Annotated in this window: 24 protein-coding genes and 1 tRNA gene; 16 read left to right on the top strand and 9 right to left on the bottom strand. The window is 38.2% G+C overall.

Features of this window, described 5'->3' with window-relative positions:
* The first annotated feature begins 75 nt into the window (after positions 1 to 75).
* Positions 76 to 149 (top strand) — tRNA-Arg (locus tag F565_RS0117830).
* Positions 150 to 345: 196 nt separating this feature from the next.
* Here the strand turns inward: F565_RS0117830 and F565_RS0117825 are convergent.
* From F565_RS0117825 to F565_RS0117810, 4 genes are all read right to left on the bottom strand, one after another.
* A complete protein-coding gene (locus F565_RS0117825) occupies positions 346 to 1,413 on the bottom strand; it encodes an HTTM domain-containing protein (protein ID WP_154652658.1) in 1,068 nt (355 codons plus the stop codon).
* Positions 1,414 to 1,771: 358 nt separating this feature from the next.
* A complete protein-coding gene (locus tag F565_RS0117820; protein WP_231559654.1) occupies positions 1,772 to 2,506 on the bottom strand; it encodes a hypothetical protein in 735 nt (244 codons plus the stop codon).
* A gap of 113 nt (positions 2,507 to 2,619) precedes the next feature.
* Complete coding sequence (locus tag F565_RS0117815) at positions 2,620 to 3,132, bottom strand: hypothetical protein (RefSeq protein WP_020214606.1); 513 nt, start codon at positions 3,130 to 3,132, stop codon at positions 2,620 to 2,622.
* A gap of 233 nt (positions 3,133 to 3,365) precedes the next feature.
* A complete protein-coding gene (locus F565_RS0117810; protein ID WP_020214605.1) occupies positions 3,366 to 3,893 on the bottom strand; it encodes a hypothetical protein in 528 nt (175 codons plus the stop codon).
* 199 nt (positions 3,894 to 4,092) lie between these two features.
* Between F565_RS0117810 and F565_RS0117805 the strand changes: the two genes are divergently transcribed.
* The 3 genes from F565_RS0117805 (at position 4,093) to F565_RS0117795 (ending at position 6,784) form a co-directional block, all read left to right on the top strand.
* On the top strand, positions 4,093 to 5,520 hold the full coding sequence (locus tag F565_RS0117805) for an MATE family efflux transporter (RefSeq protein WP_020214604.1): 1,428 nt from the start codon (positions 4,093 to 4,095) through the stop codon (positions 5,518 to 5,520).
* Entirely contained in the window at positions 5,507 to 5,734 is a 228-nt protein-coding gene (locus F565_RS0117800; RefSeq protein ID WP_020214603.1) for a hypothetical protein, read from the top strand. The genes F565_RS0117805 and F565_RS0117800 overlap by 14 nt, the downstream gene beginning before the upstream one ends.
* 273 nt (positions 5,735 to 6,007) lie before the next feature.
* Positions 6,008 to 6,784, top strand: coding sequence for a hypothetical protein (locus tag F565_RS0117795; RefSeq protein ID WP_020214602.1), 777 nt, complete (start codon positions 6,008 to 6,010; stop codon positions 6,782 to 6,784).
* Between the two features lie 2 nt (positions 6,785 to 6,786).
* Here the strand turns inward: F565_RS0117795 and meaB are convergent, their stop codons facing one another.
* The 3 genes from meaB to F565_RS0117780 form a co-directional block, all read right to left on the bottom strand.
* Positions 6,787 to 7,914 (bottom strand): methylmalonyl Co-A mutase-associated GTPase MeaB, encoded by a 1,128-nt coding sequence (gene meaB / locus F565_RS0117790; RefSeq protein WP_026300151.1) that lies wholly within the window; start codon positions 7,912 to 7,914, stop codon positions 6,787 to 6,789.
* A 237-nt stretch (positions 7,915 to 8,151) separates the two neighbouring features.
* On the bottom strand, positions 8,152 to 8,799 hold the full coding sequence (locus F565_RS0117785; protein WP_020214600.1) for an NAD(P)-dependent oxidoreductase: 648 nt from the start codon (positions 8,797 to 8,799) through the stop codon (positions 8,152 to 8,154).
* 58 nt (positions 8,800 to 8,857) lie between these two features.
* Positions 8,858 to 9,265: an Rrf2 family transcriptional regulator gene (locus F565_RS0117780; RefSeq protein WP_020214599.1), complete on the bottom strand. Its 408-nt coding sequence runs from the start codon at positions 9,263 to 9,265 to the stop codon at positions 8,858 to 8,860.
* Between the two features lie 128 nt (positions 9,266 to 9,393).
* Here F565_RS0117780 and F565_RS0117775 point away from each other — a divergent pair, with 128 nt between their 5' ends.
* The 4 genes from F565_RS0117775 (at position 9,394) to F565_RS0117760 (ending at position 13,454) form a co-directional block, all read left to right on the top strand.
* A complete protein-coding gene (locus F565_RS0117775) occupies positions 9,394 to 10,305 on the top strand; it encodes an AEC family transporter (protein ID WP_026300150.1) in 912 nt (303 codons plus the stop codon).
* 196 nt (positions 10,306 to 10,501) lie between these two features.
* Entirely contained in the window at positions 10,502 to 11,707 is a 1,206-nt protein-coding gene (locus F565_RS0117770; RefSeq protein ID WP_020214596.1) for an MFS transporter, read from the top strand.
* 47 nt (positions 11,708 to 11,754) lie between these two features.
* Positions 11,755 to 12,774, top strand: coding sequence for an App1 family protein phosphatidate phosphatase (locus tag F565_RS0117765; protein WP_020214595.1), 1,020 nt, complete (start codon positions 11,755 to 11,757; stop codon positions 12,772 to 12,774).
* A gap of 260 nt (positions 12,775 to 13,034) precedes the next feature.
* Positions 13,035 to 13,454 carry a DoxX family protein gene (locus F565_RS0117760; protein WP_020214594.1) on the top strand — a complete coding sequence of 140 codons (420 nt, stop codon included), beginning with the start codon at positions 13,035 to 13,037 and terminating at the stop codon, positions 13,452 to 13,454.
* 2 nt (positions 13,455 to 13,456) lie between these two features.
* On the opposite strand, the gene F565_RS0117755 is transcribed toward F565_RS0117760, so the two are convergent.
* A complete protein-coding gene (locus F565_RS0117755) occupies positions 13,457 to 14,092 on the bottom strand; it encodes a hypothetical protein (RefSeq protein ID WP_020214593.1) in 636 nt (211 codons plus the stop codon).
* 145 nt (positions 14,093 to 14,237) lie between these two features.
* Here F565_RS0117755 and F565_RS0117750 point away from each other — a divergent pair, with 145 nt between their 5' ends.
* The 7 genes from F565_RS0117750 to F565_RS0117720 all read left to right on the top strand — a co-directional run bounded on the left by F565_RS0117750 (position 14,238) and on the right by F565_RS0117720 (position 18,416).
* Entirely contained in the window at positions 14,238 to 15,644 is a 1,407-nt protein-coding gene (locus F565_RS0117750) for an FAD-binding oxidoreductase (protein ID WP_020214592.1), read from the top strand.
* A gap of 608 nt (positions 15,645 to 16,252) precedes the next feature.
* Entirely contained in the window at positions 16,253 to 16,456 is a 204-nt protein-coding gene (locus tag F565_RS0117745) for a hypothetical protein (protein ID WP_020214591.1), read from the top strand.
* Between the two features lie 20 nt (positions 16,457 to 16,476).
* Positions 16,477 to 16,701 carry a hypothetical protein gene (locus F565_RS0117740; RefSeq protein ID WP_020214590.1) on the top strand — a complete coding sequence of 75 codons (225 nt, stop codon included), beginning with the start codon at positions 16,477 to 16,479 and terminating at the stop codon, positions 16,699 to 16,701.
* A 47-nt stretch (positions 16,702 to 16,748) separates the two neighbouring features.
* Positions 16,749 to 17,036 (top strand): hypothetical protein, encoded by a 288-nt coding sequence (locus F565_RS0117735; protein WP_020214589.1) that lies wholly within the window; start codon positions 16,749 to 16,751, stop codon positions 17,034 to 17,036.
* A gap of 85 nt (positions 17,037 to 17,121) precedes the next feature.
* Positions 17,122 to 17,580 (top strand): DUF6146 family protein, encoded by a 459-nt coding sequence (locus F565_RS0117730; protein WP_020214588.1) that lies wholly within the window; start codon positions 17,122 to 17,124, stop codon positions 17,578 to 17,580.
* Between the two features lie 16 nt (positions 17,581 to 17,596).
* On the top strand, positions 17,597 to 17,977 hold the full coding sequence (locus F565_RS0117725) for a VOC family protein (protein ID WP_020214587.1): 381 nt from the start codon (positions 17,597 to 17,599) through the stop codon (positions 17,975 to 17,977).
* A gap of 133 nt (positions 17,978 to 18,110) precedes the next feature.
* The gene (locus tag F565_RS0117720; RefSeq protein ID WP_020214586.1) at positions 18,111 to 18,416 is read left to right on the top strand and encodes a DUF6787 family protein; all 306 of its coding nucleotides are present in this window, start codon (positions 18,111 to 18,113) and stop codon (positions 18,414 to 18,416) included.
* A gap of 303 nt (positions 18,417 to 18,719) precedes the next feature.
* On the opposite strand, the gene F565_RS0117715 is transcribed toward F565_RS0117720, so the two are convergent.
* On the bottom strand, positions 18,720 to 19,901 hold the full coding sequence (locus F565_RS0117715) for an acetyltransferase domain-containing protein (RefSeq protein ID WP_020214585.1): 1,182 nt from the start codon (positions 19,899 to 19,901) through the stop codon (positions 18,720 to 18,722).
* Between the two features lie 144 nt (positions 19,902 to 20,045).
* Here F565_RS0117715 and F565_RS0117705 point away from each other — a divergent pair, with 144 nt between their 5' ends.
* The gene (locus tag F565_RS0117705) at positions 20,046 to 20,747 is read left to right on the top strand and encodes an ABC transporter ATP-binding protein (protein ID WP_020214583.1); all 702 of its coding nucleotides are present in this window, start codon (positions 20,046 to 20,048) and stop codon (positions 20,745 to 20,747) included.
* Positions 20,748 to 20,801 lie beyond the last annotated feature (54 nt).

Raw genomic sequence — 20,801 nt, 5'->3', positions numbered from 1 at the left:
ACTTATATATAAAAAAAGTTAATTTACATAGTATATTTATTCATAGATAATACTATATTTGCACCCGCAATAAGGGGTCACATAGCTCAGCTGGATAGAGCACCTGCCTTCTAAGCAGGCGGTCCCAGGTTCGAATCCTGGTGTGATCACAATAAAAAACCCAATTAACTTATTTTTAGTTAGTTGGGTTTGTTTTTGTAAGTTTATCTCTACGTATATCCTAACAGTTGGTTGGGGTAAAACTACAAGATACCGCTATCCTGTATATATCATTTTACTTCCTGCAGGACAGGTATAGTATCTTTTTGTAAATTTGATTATTCTATCGTCAATATAAATTGAATATTACCACAAGCATTCATTATTGTTAACAATAATTCTCCTGTAATATAAAAATCGGTACCACCATTTCATTTCATAAGTACTAAACTTAGAATTTCTAAGATCCGGAACAAAAATGGTTTCCCCTTTATATACAAGTGTGCAGGGTAGAGGTTGCCTGAATTTTTTCCATAGCATAATGTTCCTTTTCAACTCTATGCGTGGTATGCCATAGTTTTGCACAAGTTTTATTTCGCTTAGTTTACATTCTTTTGGAATGTTGGTTATCACTACATAATCTTCTTCAAAATTCCATATTTTAGTTTTTTTTGTGTCGATAATAAAGTGGTTGCAATGTTCTTTTTCTGTTGTCAGGTTGCTAAACATACTTAGCGACGAAGCGGTTGAAAGGCCTATATACCCCTGTATGCCCCAAAATAATATGACAAAAAAGATTGCAGGGTGTAGCCAGGAAAACTTATATTTAGTTGCATAATTGTTACTTAATTTAATAAGGCCATAAAAAAGTATTATCCAGCCTATATTATAAATTACTGAACCATAAGTAACAAGTTGTCTTGCAGGCAGTACTCTAAGCCACCATAAAAATTTAGTTGATGCTGCAGAAAATATACAGAAAAACAAGAAGTATTTAAAACTTTTAAGAAGGCTCTCAGGCAATTCTTTAGTGTCAAGATTAATCGTGCTGCCCGCTATTAGTAAAGCAGCAAATGTACTGAAATTATAAAACCCACATAAATTAAGGTAAAAGTGAAAGCATGCCAAAATGATAACCGTAATTTTTCGGGTACTTTTAAATAGTATACCAAAAGGTACAATCATTTCTATAATAATTGTACTTACCTGGGCAAACCAACCCAAATAGTGATGTGTGAATGGATTTTTGCCATATAAAAGTTTAATGTTCATGATCTCTACATAAGCACTACAGCTTCCGTTTGTAGAAAAGAAACCACTATTTAACTTATGAAAACCGGCAATAAAATACACAGTAATCAATGTAATCCTAAAGGCATAAGTTACCACGCGGGCTTTAGGCGGTTCAAGTTTAAAAATAATTTTTGCTATCAATAACAGGCTAAAAAATATACATACAAAAAACTCTAAATTAGCATGGTTTGCTAAACGGGGAAATTGATCGTAAAATAAAAATAAGCCTGAAAAAATTGCCAAATAATTTAAAGCCCATTTTCTAAAATCTAATAATATAAGACTTGCTATAACAACAAACAAAAGTGTACTTTTTGAGTATAAAGTAAATTTAACTCCAAAATGCATCATCATACTGCAAGTAAAAATTGCAAGCAATATTGCGTAACCCGGTTTTGATGTTGTAGTAATATTCAAGATTTTAATTGTTTAATTGTATATGTAATTAAGCTTCTCCTGCATGAATTATGAAAAGCCTTTACGGTGTATATTTTGAATTTTAGATAATAGATTCTCTAAGATTGTTAGCATTTTTTTGCTTAAAGTCGTAAAACAAAATGTATACAATAGCCATTGTAAGGCCAAAATCTGGCAGCGATAATAATAGTGCAATGCCAAAGTGAAAAAATAGTCCGATAACAAGGAGCGGCTTTCTATACGATTTAAACCATATTAAAACCGGAAAGGTAAATTCAAAAATCATTACAGACCAAGCTGTAATAAGCTGCATTGTAGGGTTAAAAAACCAATAGGGTATAAAACTTGGATTAGCATAATAGGAGAGATGCCATGTATGTGTAAAATAATTGCCATTACGCCACAATGGCTGTACAATTTTACCTAAAGCATTTAAAAAATAAAATAAGCAAAAATACACCTGTACCAGTATTAATATAGCGTTGTTAACCATTTGGGTTACACTGTATTTTGTTGCGCCTTCGCGCACAAAAATCAGCATAAAAATTAAAAAGTTAAGCAGCCCGTCGCCACTGTTAGTAGCCTTGTTTGCTATAAAAACGTAATTAACACTAAATATAAAAACTGCTATATATAACCACCTGTTTTTTTTAAAGAATAACGCCATGGCTACTGTTAAACAGGCTATAAACCAGTACAGTTTATAGTAATTATGCATTACCGGTAAAAAAAATAGTTTATGCGGCAGGAATGATCCGGTGCGAACGCTTATGGCATGCCTGTAAAACATGGAAATTTCCGGCCAGATAAAAAGCATTTTTATTAATAACAGGGAGTAAACACATCGCCTAAACCATATAATGTTTTTATCGTAAAAAAAATGGTTCTCTATCTGTCTCTGAAAAACAGTTAAAAATGTATCAGTTTTTTTCACGGTTTATCTTTAAAGTTTAATGACAGGTGCAGGGCATCGGTTTCATAATTTCTGATATAATAAAAGATCTCCAGGGAATCCGGCCTGATATTTTGATTGTGGCTGTATAATAAATGATCAAGAAATTCGGCATAAGCTTTACTTTCTTTCATTTTTTGTATTCCCTTGCGCCTGGCAGTCTTATGTATATCAGAAACAAGGCGGGTGTCTAAGCGGCAATGTTTAAGAGAGGTAAGATTGCCTGTTGCCCTGTAATCATCAAATAAAGGCTCCAGCAACAATTTATTTTCCTGCCACCTTCCGCCCTGGTAAAAACGGTATGTTACAGATCTGCCTGTTAAAGAGAGCATTCTGTCAAATAATACCCCAAACCCAAGTATTCCACTAACTTTATTAGAAGCCCTGCCTACATAAGATTGTTTATAAAAAGGCGGGCAAAAATTATATATTGCTATAAAAAAGTAACAAAGAAGAGCTACACCTGTAAGTATGGTAATAATACGTTTCATCAATTTCAAACGTACAAAAAAAAAATATTTGTGCCAATTTATAGTTAATAAAAATGGGTATAAATATTCATCAAAGGATTTAAAATGAGACAGTATAATTCAATCAACAATTCAATGTCTTTTTAATATCCAGTGATTATTGCCACTGTTATAATAAAAATTAGCCCGATAGTAAATTAATACTATCGGGCAGAATATAATTCATTAAGCTTGTGTTCTAAAAATTTTCCTGCTTACAGTTTAAATCCGTAAGCAAAACGAAGTGCAATCTGGTCGGTTCCAAAATCGTTCATTCCTTCGTATCGTGCACTTATATCAATATATTTACTCGCCCAGCCTATGCTTGGTGCCCATAAAAACGTAGTCTGGTCATAGTGGTTTGTAACTGCAAAACCGGCACCTACCTCTCCCATTACATAAAACTGGTCTTCCCACACAAATGCTTTAAAACCAACTTTTGCAGGAATATAGCCAAGATCTGGTATATCATTATCGGCAAAAAGATTTGTAAAACCGGTGGTAAGCGTTAACGATGTCTTTTTTGTAAGGTCATACTGAAACCTCACATCGGCACCCAGCGCGAAATTAAAATTGCTATCTGTAGGCAACCCTGCATTTAAGCCAAACCCCAAGCGGTAATTTTGATCATAATTATCAATAGCAGGATTATTAGTACCCTCTATTTTTTGTGCAAACCCACTTGCCCCACATAAAAGCAATGCTCCCAGCATTAGTGCTTTAAAATTCATTTTCTTTTTCATGGCCTTCTCTTTTATATTGTTGTTAGTGGGGCAAAATTAATGTAATACAATTCTCATCATTTGTAATATTGTGTTAAAATATTATCAAAGGAATAATAAAATTAAGATATGTCTTACATAAATTAATGATTGATAATGTTTTATGATCTTTTGTTACCTTATAAAAACATACGTAGTACCTTTGCATAAAATTTGAAAATTGGGCTTAGCAGTATATAAAAAAGAATTTTCTACTAACATTCGTCTGGCATATCCTGTAATATTAGGTATGCTTGGCCACACACTTATAGGCGTTATAGATAATATAATGGTAGGGCGCCTTGGTGCTACCCAGCTGGCAGCGGTATCTCTGGCTAATAGCTTTGTGTTTATTGCCATGTCGGCAGGGATAGGTTTTTCGACAGCCATAACGCCAATTGTAGCACAGGGAGATGCCGCTAAAGATGCACAAACAGTACGTTCTGCATTTCATCATGGGTTATTGCTATGCACCATATTAGGTATATGTTTGTTTGGGGTAGTATCACTTGCTACGCCATTAATGCACCTTATGCGCCAGCCGGACGAAGTTATAGCGCTTGCCAAACCTTTTATAGGGTGGGTTGGGTTTTCGCTATTACCTATGGTAATATTTCAGGGATATAAACAATTTGCCGATGGCCTTTCTATGACAAAATATGCCATGTATGCCGTTATATTTAGTAATGTAATACATGTAGGTATAAATTATGTTCTTATATACGGTATATGGTTTTTTCCTAAAATGGGAATGATGGGGGCTGCAATAGGTACGGTAACATCGCGCGTTGCCATGCTTATATTTATGCATTATGCATTATCGCGCAATGCACAGTTAAAACAATATTTCAGCAATTTTAGTTTTGGCGAAATCAAAAAGTCTATGCTTAAAAAAATAGTATCGCTGGGTTTGCCATCGTCTATGCAAATGCTTTTTGAAGTAGCGCTGTTTACCGCCGCAGTATGGCTTTCGGGATTTTTAGGAAAGACTAACCAGGCCGCAAACCAAATTGCCCTTAGCCTTGCCTCCATGACGTTCATGTTTGCCATGGGGCTTAGCGTTGCGGCTATGGTGCGTGTGGGTAACCAAAAGGGGTTAAAAGATTATATAAACCTGCGTATCGTGGCGCGGTCTATATTTCTGCTTGCCATTATTATAGAAATTGTGTTTGCACTGTTATTTATAACCTTGCATAATTACCTGCCGCACTGGTTTGTTAATGCTGAAGATGTTGTACAGCTAAAAGATAATACCGAGGTCATAAAAATAGCGGCTAACCTATTAATTGTGGCTGCCGTTTTCCAGATATCCGATGGGATACAGGTAGTGGTACTTGGCGCCCTTCGCGGCCTGCAGGATGTAAAGGTGCCAACCGTAATAACCTTTGTTGCCTACTGGGTTATAGGGTTCCCAATTTCGTTTTACCTGGGCCTATACACTCCTTTAAAAGCTACCGGAATATGGATAGGTTTGCTGGCAGGTTTAACAGCCGCCGCATTATTTTTGTATCTTCGCTTTAATTATTTAACCAAACAATATATTACGGGGGATGGGCAACCTGAAACCTTAAACGTTAACCCGAAACCAATTAATCATGGAACTACCTAAATTTGTACTTGCAGATAATACTGATTTTCCTGAAGATATTTTTATCATTCACCTTGACTACCCACGCTTTATAATAAATCTTAAAGATGATGAAGTAGAGTTTATGGAAGAGCCGGAAGACCTTGACGAAAATGAACTTAATGCCGAAATGGAAGGCCTTATTGTTCTTGCCAATGAATTTTACGACAGAGAAATACAGCGTTACGAGGAGTAGTTTTTTTTCTGAATTTCAGTTTGATAATAGTGTTCATGCATTGTCATTCTGAGCGCAGTGCAACGGAGTCGAAGAATCTCTTTTTAATAGTCGAGATTCCTCCTTCGTCGGAATGACAAACTCAAATGTTATTTTGAGTTACTATTCTTTGTCATTCTGAGCGGAGAGCAACGGAGTCGAAGAATCTTTTGAATAACTGAGATTCCTCCTTCGTCGGAAGGACAAAATCTTAAATTGTTTAGATGCTGGAATTTATAACAATTGTTTTGTGATATGAAGTATTTTGTTTTATTCTTTTTTTTATTGCCTCGCCTTGTGTTTTCACAATGTGAAGACTCAGATAAATTAGAAACGGGCGGTAGTCATTTGTCGAAATCCAAAAACTATATACCTTTTGCTTATATACCTCAAAACGCATCTGATTCAATTTCATATGGTATTGACATTCATACGATAAAGAAATATTCAGATTTTATTTTAGATAAAGCAGAACAATATATTATTAATCGTGCTAATAAAGATTTTTACAGCAGATTAGAATTTGATCAGGTTGAAGTTAATTATCTCAACACAGAAATTAAAGATTATGAAAACAGAGAACTTTATGAACTCTCAAATTTTGATTATACTTATTGGATGCTTTATACTTACAGATACGAAAATATCAAATATGTTTTTGGATTGGAATTTAATAAGGATGGTAAAATGATCTCGGAAAACATGTTTCCAAAATTTTCTGAAGATAAGGATTCTGAACTTTTTACCGGTATATGCGATGCATTAGCGAGTGTTAAAGGTAGTCCTAAATTTAAAAATAAAAAGGTTGACTTTATTGAATTATCGTATATAGATGAAGTGAACTCTTTTTGTTGGTTAATTAAAGAAAAAATAGCTCTTGAAATTGGCGTTCATAATTATTCAGTCAATTTGTACTACGTAAATGCAAATACTAATAAATTAGTGAATATTAAAAAAGAAAGTGGCAGTTACATTGCATGCGGAATGAGTAAGATAAAACTTAAAAAAGGCAAAAAGAAAAAGAGAGCATAATCCTATTTGTCAGCAAAATACCTCTCTAACAGAATAGCAGCGGCTGCAAATGGTGATAACTCACTATTTTGCACCGCTTTTTTATTGGCTTCAAGAAGTTTTGCAATGTCTTCGCGTGAATAAAAATTGGCTTTAAGCTGTTCATTAATAGTTTCGGTAAGCCAATAGCTGTTTTGCTCGCTCCGGCGGATGTTAAAGAAACCATTGTTTTTTGAAAGCGTAAAGTACTCACTTATAGTTTGCCATGTTTCGGCAATACCCTCATGGGTTATAGAGCTGCATGTGGTTACTTTAGGCTGCCAGCCCGATTGCTTGGCGGGAAACAAATGCAGGGCGCGGTTAAACTCTGTTTTAGCAAGCCCGGCCTTTTTTATGTTATCGCCGTCGGCCTTATTAATTACAATAAGGTCGGCCATTTCCATAATGCCACGCTTAATACCCTGTAGTTCGTCTCCAGCCCCGGATATTTTTAGCAATAAAAAGAAATCGACCATACTGTGTACCGCAGTTTCACTTTGGCCTACGCCAACTGTTTCTATAATAATGGTATCAAAACCGCAGGCCTCACACAAAATAATGGCTTCGCGGGTTTTGCGTGCCACACCACCCAGCGTATCTCCCGACGCTGATGGACGTATGTAAGCGTTCTCATCTTTAACAAGCTCTTCCATACGGGTTTTATCGCCCAATATACTCCCATGAGATAACGAGCTACTGGGGTCTACCGCGAGTACTGCCACCTTTTTACCAAGCCCGGTTAAGTGCTTTCCAAAAGCCTCTATAAAGGTGCTTTTGCCTACACCGGGTACACCGGTAATACCTATACGAACCGATTTGTTAGCATGGGGCAGGCATTGCGCAATTACTGTGTTGGCCTTTTCTAAATGTGCGGTATTGGTGCTCTCTACTAAAGTAATGGCGCGGCTAAGTGCGGTTTTATTCCCTGCTAATATTCCATCAACCAGTTCCTCTGCCGACGGTTGATTTTTACGCAGCTTTGTTACGTGTGCAATAGCTTGTTTGCTAATGCTGTCGGGTTGGGCTATGCCATCACGTTCGTTAAGGGAAGATGTTAGGTTGGGGTTATGCACAGGTAATTGCTTAGTAGTGTAAAAGTACTGTTTTTGCACGAATATTAAAAGTTGGTAAAATAACAAGTTGTCTTATAAAGTACGCAAAGTTGAGGCACAGCTTTGTGTGCTTAAAAGCGAAGTGTTTTAACATGGTAAACTTTGTGAAAAACTTATTGAATTTCGTGGTTAATACCTGACAATAAAAAAGGAATAAGATTGCTCCTATTCCTTAATTTATATTACTCAGGAAAAACAGTTAAAAAACTTTGAACCTGAAACTTCAAACTAAAAAAGTTAATATCCTGCCGTAAACCTTACCTGGTGGTGTTTTGGGTTTTCAACCTCATCGGCAATAACAACAGCAAGATCTTCTACGGATAGTATACTGCGGTTTTCATCATTAAATACAGGATTTTCCAGCCCAAGGCGGTAATGCCCTGTACGGCCGGTTTTAGTACCCTGGTGCATCTCGAATGCGGGGCTAAAGAAAGCCCAGTCTAATTCTTTTTCTTCTTTAAGTATGTTTAAGTAATCGCGTGCGGCTGTTGCTCCCGGTTTAATTTCGGCAGGGAAATCAGGTCCGTCTACAGCCTGTAGGCCCGGAGCAACAAAAAGGCTTCCGGCACCACCTATAGTAATAAAACGCTTAACCCCCGATTTTTTAACCGCTTCCTGAATGGCCTTTGCACCGGCAATAAAATCGTTATAAATATTTGGGTTTGTCCATCCGGGGTTAAAAGCAGAAACTACAGCGTCATGGCCTTTAAGTACTTCTGCAAGCGCATCGACATCAAGAACGTTTGCTTTAACATTTGTAATATTAGCGCTGTCTTCTTCTTTCGGGTTTCTTGCAATGGCGGTTACTGTAATGTTGCGGTTAGCAAATTCTGTTACTAAGGCTGTGCCCACAAATCCTGTGGCACCAATAATGGCTACTTTCATAATGTAAGAAATTATATGTGATAAAAAATGTTACAGTTTTTATTAAAAAATTTTTGGCTTAAAAATTACTTGTAAATTGCAGCAGCGATATATCTTTAAGCTGTTTACAAATTTTAGTGTTGATGCTTTTATACAGCACATCGAGATTTTCATTTATCTTTTTGCCAACAGGGCAATCAGGGTTTGGGTCGTTTTTAGAGTAACCCAGCGATACCGAATTGAAGGTCATGTTAAAAATATCTTCAAGCGAAATAGCTGCGGCAGGTTTTGCAAGCCGTGTACCGCCAAATTTTCCTTCTCGGCTTTCTACCACATTATGCTTTTTTAAGTTGCCTATCTCTTTGCGAACCAAAACAGGGTTTATATTCATACTGCCGGCTATATATTCCGACGAAAGGAATTCGTCCGGAGATTTAGTCAGGAGTGTGAGTATGTGCAGGGTTATGGCAAACTTACCGGGAATCATTACTGTAATAAAATATATTACAAAAATAAAAACATTTTGCCAACATCAAAATTTTTTGGACTCTTTTTGTGCCAATATACCTAACCACTTTATGTTGTTGGCTTATATTTGTAGTAATAACCCTTTCTATGGATAATATAATCCTCATTTTTGTTTGTCTCTTTGCAGGGCTGGGCATGCAACACATAAAAGCAATACCTGCAAATGCACATGTAGCGCTTAACCAGTTTGTTATTTATATATCGTTACCGGCAATGGCGCTGTATTACATTCCTAAAATTGCCATAAGCAGTAAGCTGTTTTATCCGCTTGGAGTGGCGTGGATAGGTTTTATAGTATGCTGGCTGTTTTTTGCCGGACTTGGCAAATGGTTTAACTGGCCTAAAAAACTTACTGGCTGCCTTATATTAACGGGAGGGCTGGGCAATACAGCTTTTGTGGGGCTACCCGTTATAGAAGCTTTGTATGGCAAAAAAGGATTGGAAACTGCAATAATTGTAGACCAGCCGGGATATTTTGTAGTCGTGTCTACGTTGGGGATACTTGTGGCGGCGCTATATAGTAAAGGAATGCCTACAGCATCGGCAGTATTAAAGAAAGTACTGCTGTTCCCGCCATTCCTTGCTTTCTTTGCAGGCTTTTGCATGAACCTTGCCCACCATGATTTTAGCGATACTCTCCAGGATGTTATACATCGCCTTGCAGCCACAGTAACTCCTATAGCACTTGTGGCGGTGGGGCTACAGCTTAAAATAGAACGTAAAAGCAGGCATTGGAATTTTTTGGCGCTCGGCCTGTTCTTTAAGCTCATCCTTACGCCGTTGCTCTTCTTTATACTCTATAAAGTAATTTTAAAAGGCCCTAAACTGGAAACCGATGTATCTGTAATGCAGGCCGCTATGGCAACCCAGATAACGGCGGCAATACTGGCATCAGTCAACGGGTTAAAGCCGCGCCTTAGCGGAATGATGGTGGGCATAGGTATACCATTATCTTTTATAACTATGGCATTGTGGTATTTACTGCTGGAGTGGTGGTAGATATGAATCTATAATAAGCAATAAGCAATGGACAATAAGCAATGGACAATAAGCAAAAGGCAACAGGCAAAAGGCAACAGGCAATAAGCAATAGACAATAAGCAAATTATATAATAAGCATTTTAAAGCGACATAATCTATAAATCTTTTGATGGTTTAGCCATTAAGCGGTAAATTTGTGCTTTTTACTTTATTTATGGAAAATATTTCAAAAGACACTATCACGACAAACGATAGTGCACAAAAAACAGTATACTCAATACTTTTTTCGATAGCTTTTGCCCACTTGCTTAACGATTTACTTCAGGCTGTAATACCGGCAGCTTACCCAATATTAAAAGACACCTATAACCTTACGTTTACACAGGTAGGTCTTATTACCTTTTCGTACCAAATGGCGGCATCGCTGTTACAGCCCTTTGTAGGCTTTTATACCGATAAGCACCCTAAACCGTACTCGCAAATTATAGGCATGTTTTTTACCACTGCCGGAATTATACTATTGGCTTATGCAGCTTCATTTGCTATAATCTTAGTGTCTGTAGTATTGGTTGGTATAGGGTCGTCCATTTTTCATCCTGAATCATCAAGGGTATCGTTCCTTGCATCAGGAGGTAGGAGGGGGTTGGCACAGTCCATCTTCCAGATAGGCGGCAACACAGGTACGGCTATCGGGCCACTCTTAATAGCCTGGATAGTTGTGCCACACGGGCAAAAATATATAGTATACTTTGCAGCCATTGCCATTCTTGCCATGATAGTATTATCTCAAATAGCTAAATGGTACCAGGCACACCTAAACCTTACCGCCAAAAAGAAACCGGTTATTGTAATGCCCGATCTTTCTCCTTCGCGCGTAGTGGTAACGGTTATTATATTGCTTATCCTTATTTTCTCAAAATACTTCTATATAGCCAGTATATCGAGCTACTTTACTTTTTACCTGATAGAAAAATTTAATGTAACCGTACAGGATGCGCAGTTTCACCTGTTCCTGTTTCTTGCAGCCGTAGCTTTAGGCACTTTAATAGGCGGGCCACTGGGCGATAAATTTGGGCGCAAGTATGTAATATGGTTCTCTGTACTTGGCGTTGCTCCGTTTGCATTGCTCTTACCTTACGCCGATCTTTTCTGGACGAGCGTATTATCTGTCATTATAGGTTTATTGCTGGCATCGGCATTTCCTGCCATATTAGTATATGCACAGGAGCTGTTACCTAAAAAGCTGGGAATGGTATCCGGGCTTTTTTACGGTTTTGCCTTTGGTATGGGCGGGCTGGGGTCTGCCGTGCTGGGTAATATTGCCGATCATCAAGGTATCATGTACGTATACAACATTTGTGCATACCTGCCGCTTATAGGCGTAATTGCCGTGTTCCTGCCCAACCTTAAGAAAAAATAGGGAAATACATGCTTTAAATTTCTGTAAATTGGGTTAAAAAAGAGGGAATGCTAAAGCGTATAAAGTTGTTATTCGGGAAATATAAGGCAGATAAAATACATATCATGCCGTACCGCAGTTATGGCACATCGTTCCGGCTGTATGTAAAGGGCCGCGTGCTCGATAATTTCCCTATAGAATATCTTGATAAACAATCGCTGTGGCAAACCATTAAAAATGCCGTTAAGCAATTTGATACCTACGAGATCCCTGATATAAAAGTACAGCTCAATGTAAACGGTATGGTGTTTACCACGGTTACCGATGCTAAAGGGTATTTTCTGTTTGATGTAACGGTTGCTGAAGACATGAAAACAATATCTGACGCGGAAGGGTGGGTGTACTTTAACCTGAATGCGCTTAACGAGCAGCAGGCTGCGGTTACAGAAGTTTTTCAGGGTGAGTTTTTAATTCCGGAAACGGAAGCCGACTTTGGAGTGATTACCGATATTGATGATACGCTGCTAAACACTGGTGTAACTTCGTTCCTTAAATGGAAAGTACTTATTAATTCGCTTTTTATAAATACCTATAAGCGCATACCGCTTGAAGGCGCTCCCGGCTTATACCGCAAACTGCACCTTGGTATTGACAATAAAGAAAAGAACCCCATATTTTACCTGAGCAACAGCCCGTGGAACATGTACCAATACCTTAAGGTGTTTTTAGACCACAACAATTTTCCGAAAGGAGCGATACTTTTGCGCAGCTTTAACAGCATTTTCCAAAAGGTTTCAGGATCTGAAAAACCTCATAAGCAAAAGGAGATTATAAATATCCTGAATACTTATCCCGACCTTAATTTTATACTTATAGGCGATAGTGGGGAGCACGACGCTTCTATTTATACCGATATTGCTGTGCAGTTCCCTAACCGTATTTTATGCATTTACCTGCGCAGTGTTAACCATAGAGGGCGCATGCAACGCGTAAAAAGTATTGTAGATAACTTCAGGACAACGCCGGTGCTTTTAGTAGAAACATCATTGGCTGCCGAAGAGCATGCTAAAGCCAACGGATTTATTTAAGAACTCATCCTCACTTTCTTTAATTGGCTGCAAAATGATCTTTTGGCTCCATTTATTATTCCGTAGCGCTGCTATGCAATGCAAAAAAGCCAAAATCTAAAACAAAAATCTCTATTTTTCGCTTCAATCAAAAAAGTCAGGACGGGTTCAATACTAAAAGATAGTTAAGATTTGCACTATCATTTCTTAAAGCGGGATTTATGTGTTCTTTCTGTAGTTTTTTTCGCTAAATTTACAAGAACAACTAAAAAAAACTGCTCATGTGGATTTTCGGAACCTCTGTTGATAAAAATGTAAACAGCCTTGCAGTACTTATACTCAGGGTTGTGGCGGGCGGCTTTATGCTTGTGCACGGCTTAGAGAAACTGGAAATGCTTAAAGCAAATCCTGTACAGTTTGCCGATCCTATAGGCATTGGCGAACCCGCCTCGTTAACGCTTGCCGTTTTTGCAGAACTGGTTTGTTCTGCACTTTTAATATTAGGGCTGCTTACCCGCCTTGCCATTATACCACTTATTATTACCATGCTTGTAGCGGTATTTATTGTACATGCCGCCGATGGTTTCGAAAAGCAGGAGTTGGGCGCACTTTATCTTGGTGTTTATATTGTCCTGATTATTACCGGTGCCGGTAAATTTTCTGTAGACAGGCTGATAGCCAAGAGAAAAAGCAGGTATTAAGATTATTGAATTGTATTTATATTATACCGCTTAAATAATCTTCCTGTGTTCGGGATAAAGTAAAAGCCGTCTCTTTTGAGCGATGAAAATTTTTCTTCTGATTGTTCAGCAGAGATCATCTCTATTTTTTCGTTTTTCAATAAATAAATACCCTCTTTTGTAGGTAAATTTTCGGGCTTATAGTTAGGTGGAAGTGAGTCTACGCTAAATCTTATGCCTGAGTCGCTAATACTGTAAAACCAATTACCTTTTTTATTTTCGTTATCATAAAATTCAGCATATAACCATAACCCATCCTTTTGCATATCTCCAGATTCATCCGATTTAAAAGCAGAAGCATAGGCAATAACAATAGAGTCATTTTCAAGATAAGCATCAGAGTCAAGTTTAAAGTAACTGACATTTCCTGTACCGATTTTCTTGACAAGGGTTGTAAATACAGGATATGGTAAAGGTGATTTACATTCAGTAATTAAATTTTTTTTATTTTCTAATAATGTATCAATTGCGGTATATTTTTGATATTCTTCCTGGGTTAATGCTTTGTAATATTTATCAGGATTATTGGAGCAGGAATTTAAAGTGAGAAAGATAAGGCCTAAACATCCTATCACTTTAATCGAGGCAGGTATACGCATTTTATAAGATATTATATTTTAAGTTTATCTTGAGCAACAGAATCCAACTAAATTTATAATATATTTTTTAATAACAATCTGTTTTTTAAAATAACTCCTTAGTATTTTTGATGCCAATATTAAAACAATAATAATATTCGCATTTATGCAAACCATACTTTCTCCTGAAATAATTACCGCACTCGAAGCCATTGTTACGCCTAACTATATTTTTCTCGATGAAGAAACCCGTGCACACTACGGTCATGACGAGACCGAAGATTACAGCTTTCCGCCATCGGTAGTAATAAAGCCGGGAACAGTGGGGGAGGTTTCTGCAATTATGAAGCTGGCTAACGTGTATAAAATACCCGTGGTGCCCATAGGTGCGCGTACCGGCCTGAGTGGTGGTGCCCTTAGCATTTATGGCGGCATAGGGCTTAGTATGGAGCGTTTTACTAATTTAGAAATTGACGAGAAAAACCTGCAGGCTATCATGGGGCCCGCAGTAATAACGCAAGTATTACGGGAAGCAGCTTTTGAAAAAGGCCTTTTTTACCCGCCAGATCCAAGCAGCCAGGGTAGTTGTACCATAGGCGGTAATGTTGCCGAGAACAGCGGTGGCGCACGCGCCGTTAAATATGGCGTTACTAAAGATTATGTGCTTAACCTTGAGGTAGTTTTACCCAATGGCGATGTAATATGGACGGGTGCCAATACCCTTAAAAATTCTACAGGGTACAACCTTACGCAGCTTATGGTGGGTAGCGAGGGTACGCTGGGCATTATAACTACCATTGTTATGAAGCTGTTGCCTAAAAATAGCCATAACATACTTATGCTTATCCCGTTTTTTAAATCAGAACAGGCATGCCAGGCAGTAGCAGAGATTTTTAGGGCAGGCATTGTGCCCAGTGCACTGGAGTTTATGGAGCGCGATGCAATAGACTGGGGGCTTAAATATCTGGACAATGTAAATCTGGATATTAAAGATGAAGTTCAGGCGCATTTGCTGGTGGAAGTCGATGGCAATTACCCCGACGTGCTTTTTGCCGAAGCCGAGAAAATTATGGCTGCCGTAGAACATTTTGATATAGACGAAATACTCTTTGCCGATACTGAAGACCAAAAAAATGCCCTCTGGAAACTTCGCCGCACCGTAGCCGAAGCTGTAAAATCAAACTCTGTTTATAAAGAAGAAGATACTGTGGTACCGCGTTACGAGCTGCCTGTTTTACTGGCGGGAATTAAAACTATTGGTAAAAAATATGGTTTTCATACGGTTTGTTATGGGCATGCAGGCGATGGCAACCTGCATGTAAACATCATTAAAGGCGATATGACCGATGAGAACTGGAAAACCGAAGTGCCTAAGGGTATTCGAGAAATATTCGAACTTACAGTATCTTTAAAAGGAACATTATCCGGCGAGCACGGCATTGGCTACGTACAAAAAAACTATATGGATATTGCTTTTGGCACTACGCACCTTTTATTGATGAAAGGCATAAAGCAATTATTCGACCCTAACAACATCCTGAATCCGGGGAAGATCCTGCCCGATATAATTTAAGTATTGTGTTTAATTGTGTAAATAAAATATATGCACTTACAATATTGGTGCAAAGACAAGTTGCGCCGGCAAGAATAGATAGAAAATAAATTTTACACGTAGCCCTGCTAACCGGAGCTCAAAATATGTGTACTTACAATTTATTTTCGATCAGGATATGCCTATGCCTCTATGTGGTAAATCTTTTTGGACTTATAGCAAAGTTAGTATTTAACAGTCCAAATATTTTGTCACGCAAAGACGCAGAGCCGCAAAGTTTGCCCCCTAATTATTACCTCTTCCAGCGACTGTTAAGTCGCAAAGCTTTGCGACTTACCAGTCGCTTAGGGTATACGTTATGTTCATTCCCGCTTTGCGGCTCTGCGTCTTTGCGTGACATTCTCAAACACATTGAACTATAATATTTCCTCTAATGGTATTCCTTAGGATTTAATTATCATAATAAAATTAACGTCCGTTCAGTAAATTTAACCCATTCGTTAATAAGGCGTTAAAGGTTACGGTGTACCCCTAAATTTTAAGACTCTCTTAATATAACTGCCTGTATACAATGGCTAACTTAGTAATATAAATAGAGCAGGACACTTTGTTTTACTAAATAAAAAGCCATGAAAACACCACATAACCCAGACAATGCAAAGCCGCTAAACATGCCGGCTGAGTTACCTAAACACGATGCATCGGGCACCGACCCTAACCGTTATGCAACACCGGCTAATAAAGAGACAGATCCGGAGGCATATACTAAACAGCCTGATAACCATACGGCTGCCCATGAAAGGATGATACATCCTGACAAAGGAGAAAATTAACAACCATAAATTTTATAGTTATGATACAGTCAGATAATAATAACCAGGATCATTCGGAAGATAGAGAACAGTTTAAAAAAAACACTCCTATACCGGAAAGCTACCAGGACAGGCATTATAATGAAAAAGCGCACATGAGTGGCAGTATTCAAAAAAATACAATAGCTCACGAAAGGGCAAACCTTAACCCTAATCAGGAGCAAAGGCCAGACAGTAAAAACCCTGAACGCAACAGGGATAAATAAGCTTTAATAAACCAAATAAAATAAATTCATTAAAAAATTAGAAAGTTATGAGTAACAAAAAATTGATCTTAGGGATTGCAGCCGGAGCAGCAGCCCTTGCAGTAGTGGCAGTAGTACTTAAAAGAAAAGGATATCTTGACGGAGTTATAGAAAAAGCGGAAGGTTTTGGCGAAGAAATTGCAGATAAATACCAAAGCGTTAAAGAAACTGCACGTAAAAAATATGATGAGGTATTACAAAAAGGCGGAGAAATTGCCGATAAAATTAAATCGTCACCCGATGGGCAGGCTGTAAAAGAAACTGCTGATAAGGTTGTAGATGCAGCTACTGCATAATACATACAATCATTACGCAATAAAAGGCATCTTATAATTTAGGGTGCCTTTTATTGTTTATTTTTATAAGATAAATTATAAGGTCATGAAAACATACATACTTTGCCTGGCAATAGTTGGTGCGATTATTTTGGGGTGCGGAAGTAAGGAAATTACCAATGCCAACAGTAAAACTATTGTGGGCAGCGGCCAGAATGCGGTTGCAGGCACTACAGCAAATGATACTGTGCGTATTGCCAACGATTCTTTAGAGTATGAAGTTATAATTATAGACCCCGGTTTTAACTCATGGCTGCAGGGCCGTGCAAAACCGAGAAATTATTATGGCATATCATACCTTGAAAACAAAAATAACTTTTGGGTTAACGAATGGAATGCACGTGTAAATAACCCGCAGCGTTATGGAGATATGTACCAGATGCGCATTGACTATAGCCCACAGATACGCTATGGCTATGAGGTTAATTATTTATTGTACAATTACCTTGTGTATTTCCAGATAAGCAATAACCAGAGGCTTGGGGGTAACGTTCCACAATACTAATTTAAGAGCAATTACATTGGAAATAACACATTTAGACCATCTTGTTTTAACGGTTACAGATATAAATACTACGCTTGCTTTTTATAACCAGGTTTTGGGCATGGATATACATCAGTATGGTGAAGGCAGGTTTGCGTTGCAGTTTGGCAATCAAAAAATAAACCTGCACCAGTATGGCAAAGAGTTTCTGCCTAAGGCAAAATTCCCCATTCCCGGATCGGCAGATTTGTGTTTTATAACCAAAACACCATTGCACAGGGTTATACAGGAATTGCAGGAACATGCCATTGATGTTTTTGAGGGGCCTGTAGAGCGCATGGGAGCATCGGGCACAATGTTGTCGGTTTATTTTCGCGACCCGGACCAGAATTTAATCGAGATCAGTAATTATATATAAGACTTCCGATCAAAAGTAAAATAAAAATGTGCCAAAAAGAGCATTCTTATTTTTGATAAATGCTGTAGTTAAATGGCAAAATGAAGTTGTACCACAACATTAAATCAGGTATATTTGCCGCTTTGGCAAATCAATGAAAAAATTTAAGGAACGCTGGGGCATAACATACAATTACCAACTGGTAGTTATATTTATTGTATTTGCCGTTACAGGTTCTACTTCGGCTTATTTGTCTAAACCCGTACTTGCCTGGATGGGATTAAGCAAAGATACAATCTCGCTTTGGCTATACTATCCACTTTACATTATTCTTATTTTTCCCATATATCAGGTGTTGCTTGTAACATTTGGCTTTATTTCGGGCGAATTTAAATTCTTTTGGGCATTCGAAAAGAAAATGCTGAAGTCGTTAGGGCTTGGTTTTCTTTTCCGGTCGTAAAATTGAACCAAAAATTTCACGAATTACATCAATTATATTTTTAAATTATCCGTTTTTAAAATAGTTGTAATACCAGTTATTTGTGTAAACCAGCTTAAATAATTCGTCACGCAAAGCGGTATGGTAAATTAGGTTTCCATACAGCGACTGTTAAGTCGCAAGGCTTGGCGACTTAACAGTCGCCTGATGCATAGGAGTGCGTAACCCGGCTTTGCGTCTTGGCGCCTTTGCGTGACATTAAATAGTAAATAAATTAGTCTTGAATGTATTGATAAATTGGTGTAATTCTTGGCGAAAAAACATTTAAATATACCCCAGCCACCATTTATTGTGAATGCTTTTATAGTTGTCATACCATCGGCTTGGGTAGTAGCAAAGTATCAGTACCAATATCCATAGCGGGTAGATGTAACCCAACGGTAGCCCAAAACCTTCCTCCGGCCTAAAGCCAAACGCCATGGGTTTTGTAAACAGGTCGTTAAACGTAAAGCCTTCTATAAAATACAGCCCCACGCATAAAAAGTGAATTACATATACATGCAGTAAATAGTAAAAGAACGGCACACGGCCAAAGGTGTTCATAATAGTTGTAAATCGGCTATGTACAGGTTCTAATACGGCAAGCAGCAATAAAGCAGGCCCAAGCGTCATACAGGCATACATAAGCGATGGCGGATATTTAGTAACGTTTAAGAACGACATAAAAGTATATACTTCACTCGCTTGGTGTTGCCACGGCTTAAAGTCACCATAGCTATTTACAAGCCTCAGGATAATAAATAAGCCAATAAGTGCACATCCGGTAGTAACAAGAAATTTGCGGCGTTGCACAGGCGTATACACTTTAGTGTTGTACCAGTGGCCGGCAGCATAGCCAAGCAGCATAATACCCGTCCACGGCAATACGGCATAAGCAATCATTATTTTTGTACCCAGCAGGCTGTATACTTTAAAATCTGTTATAAGGAAAACGTTTAGCGCTGTCCTCATCTCAGGGTCAGATATAAAGGTGTAATCCATAAGGTTGTGGGTAAGTGTTATAACAACCCCAGCAACCGCTAATACCCAATAGTTAAAAAATATCAATCCTGATAAAATGATCATGCTACAGCCAATAGCCCACATAACCTGCAGGAAGAAAAACCTGAAAAACGGGTCGAAGCTCCACCCAAAGCCTACAATGGTTAACTCTGCAATTACAAGCCACAAACCGCGGGTAAAAAGAAACCATGCCAACTCTTTTTTTGTCTTGCGCAGGCTCTGTAAATAAATAGATGTGCCGGAGAGGAAAACAAAAGTGGGTGCGCAATAATGGGTAATCCATCGTGTAAAAAACAGTAGCGGGGTAGTGGTAGCCATATTGGTAGGGTCCTGCGTCATGGCATCAATATGAAAATAATCGCGGGTATGGTCTAACGCCATGAGCGCCATAATTATACCGCGCACTACATCTATAACCTGTATTCGTTTTGTAATGGTATCCATAAAGTATTGGTTTGCAGTGGTAAATATACATAAACATCACTTTGTAAAGTGGGCTCTCAAAAATATTTGTTAAAATGCCTGCACTTTTTACCATGCAGCACCGCTCATATATTTTTAGTACTTTTATGCTTCCAAACAATAAATATGGCACAAGCAATAATTGAGATAAAAGGTATAACCCGTAACTTTTTGTTAGGCAGCGAAGTTGTAAAAGTGCTTAAAGGCATTAACCTTACTATAAACAAAGGCGAATATGTGGCACTCATGGGGCCATCAGGTTCGGGCAAGAGTACGCTCATGAACCTTTTGGGCTGTTTAGATACCCCAACATCCGGCTCTTACATCCTTAACGGCAAAGACGTGAGCAGTATGAAAGACGACGAACTTGCGGAAATAAGAAATAAAGAGATAGGCTTCGTTTTCCAGACGTTTAACCTTTTACCCCGCACCACCGCGTTAGATAATGTTGCCCTGCCTATGGTTTACGCCGGGTTTAAAAAGCCCGAGCGTAATGCACGTGCCACAAAAGTACTCACACAGGTAGGCCTGGAAGACAGGATGGACCATAAACCCAACCAGCTATCTGGTGGGCAGCGCCAAAGGGTAGCTGTAGCAAGAGCACTGGTTAACCATCCGTCTATAATTCTTGCCGATGAGCCTACGGGTAACCTGGACAGTAAAACATCGGTAGAGATTATGGGTTTGTTTAATGAAATTCACTCTAACGGTAATACCGTAATCCTGGTAACCCACGAAGAAGATATTGCCGAATATGCCCACAGGGTTATCCGCCTGCGCGATGGCGTTATAGAAAGTGATAATGTGAATTTAAATCCTAAGAAATAGAATTTCAGATTATGATTTCAGAATTCAGATTGAGCTTCACTCATAACGAAAAAA

This window comes from Flavobacterium rivuli WB 3.3-2 = DSM 21788 (assembly GCF_000378485.1).
Lineage (GTDB): Bacteria > Bacteroidota > Bacteroidia > Flavobacteriales > Flavobacteriaceae > Flavobacterium > Flavobacterium rivuli.
Note: the sequence above shows the minus strand (reverse complement) of the source record. Positions and strands in the feature narration are given on the sequence as shown.

Excerpts from the sequence above, each read along its gene's own strand:
- F565_RS0117820 (WP_231559654.1), bottom strand. The coding sequence starts at position 2,506 with ATGCTTTTTATCTGGCCGGAAATTTCCATGTTTTACAGGCATGCCATA.
- F565_RS0117815 (WP_020214606.1), bottom strand. The coding sequence starts at position 3,132 with ATGAAACGTATTATTACCATACTTACAGGTGTAGCTCTTCTTTGTTAC.
- F565_RS0117810 (WP_020214605.1), bottom strand. The coding sequence starts at position 3,893 with ATGAAAAAGAAAATGAATTTTAAAGCACTAATGCTGGGAGCATTGCTT.
- F565_RS0117800 (WP_020214603.1), top strand. The coding sequence starts at position 5,507 with ATGGAACTACCTAAATTTGTACTTGCAGATAATACTGATTTTCCTGAA.
- F565_RS0117795 (WP_020214602.1), top strand. The coding sequence starts at position 6,008 with ATGAAGTATTTTGTTTTATTCTTTTTTTTATTGCCTCGCCTTGTGTTT.
- F565_RS0117785 (WP_020214600.1), bottom strand. The coding sequence starts at position 8,799 with ATGAAAGTAGCCATTATTGGTGCCACAGGATTTGTGGGCACAGCCTTA.
- F565_RS0117780 (WP_020214599.1), bottom strand. The coding sequence starts at position 9,265 with ATGATTCCCGGTAAGTTTGCCATAACCCTGCACATACTCACACTCCTG.
- F565_RS0117775 (WP_026300150.1), top strand. The coding sequence starts at position 9,394 with ATGGATAATATAATCCTCATTTTTGTTTGTCTCTTTGCAGGGCTGGGC.
- F565_RS0117770 (WP_020214596.1), top strand. The coding sequence starts at position 10,502 with ATGGAAAATATTTCAAAAGACACTATCACGACAAACGATAGTGCACAA.
- F565_RS0117765 (WP_020214595.1), top strand. The coding sequence starts at position 11,755 with ATGCTAAAGCGTATAAAGTTGTTATTCGGGAAATATAAGGCAGATAAA.
- F565_RS0117760 (WP_020214594.1), top strand. The coding sequence starts at position 13,035 with ATGTGGATTTTCGGAACCTCTGTTGATAAAAATGTAAACAGCCTTGCA.
- F565_RS0117755 (WP_020214593.1), bottom strand. The coding sequence starts at position 14,092 with ATGCGTATACCTGCCTCGATTAAAGTGATAGGATGTTTAGGCCTTATC.
- F565_RS0117750 (WP_020214592.1), top strand. The coding sequence starts at position 14,238 with ATGCAAACCATACTTTCTCCTGAAATAATTACCGCACTCGAAGCCATT.
- F565_RS0117745 (WP_020214591.1), top strand. The coding sequence starts at position 16,253 with ATGAAAACACCACATAACCCAGACAATGCAAAGCCGCTAAACATGCCG.
- F565_RS0117740 (WP_020214590.1), top strand. The coding sequence starts at position 16,477 with ATGATACAGTCAGATAATAATAACCAGGATCATTCGGAAGATAGAGAA.
- F565_RS0117735 (WP_020214589.1), top strand. The coding sequence starts at position 16,749 with ATGAGTAACAAAAAATTGATCTTAGGGATTGCAGCCGGAGCAGCAGCC.
- F565_RS0117730 (WP_020214588.1), top strand. The coding sequence starts at position 17,122 with ATGAAAACATACATACTTTGCCTGGCAATAGTTGGTGCGATTATTTTG.
- F565_RS0117720 (WP_020214586.1), top strand. The coding sequence starts at position 18,111 with ATGAAAAAATTTAAGGAACGCTGGGGCATAACATACAATTACCAACTG.
- F565_RS0117715 (WP_020214585.1), bottom strand. The coding sequence starts at position 19,901 with ATGGATACCATTACAAAACGAATACAGGTTATAGATGTAGTGCGCGGT.
- F565_RS0117705 (WP_020214583.1), top strand. The coding sequence starts at position 20,046 with ATGGCACAAGCAATAATTGAGATAAAAGGTATAACCCGTAACTTTTTG.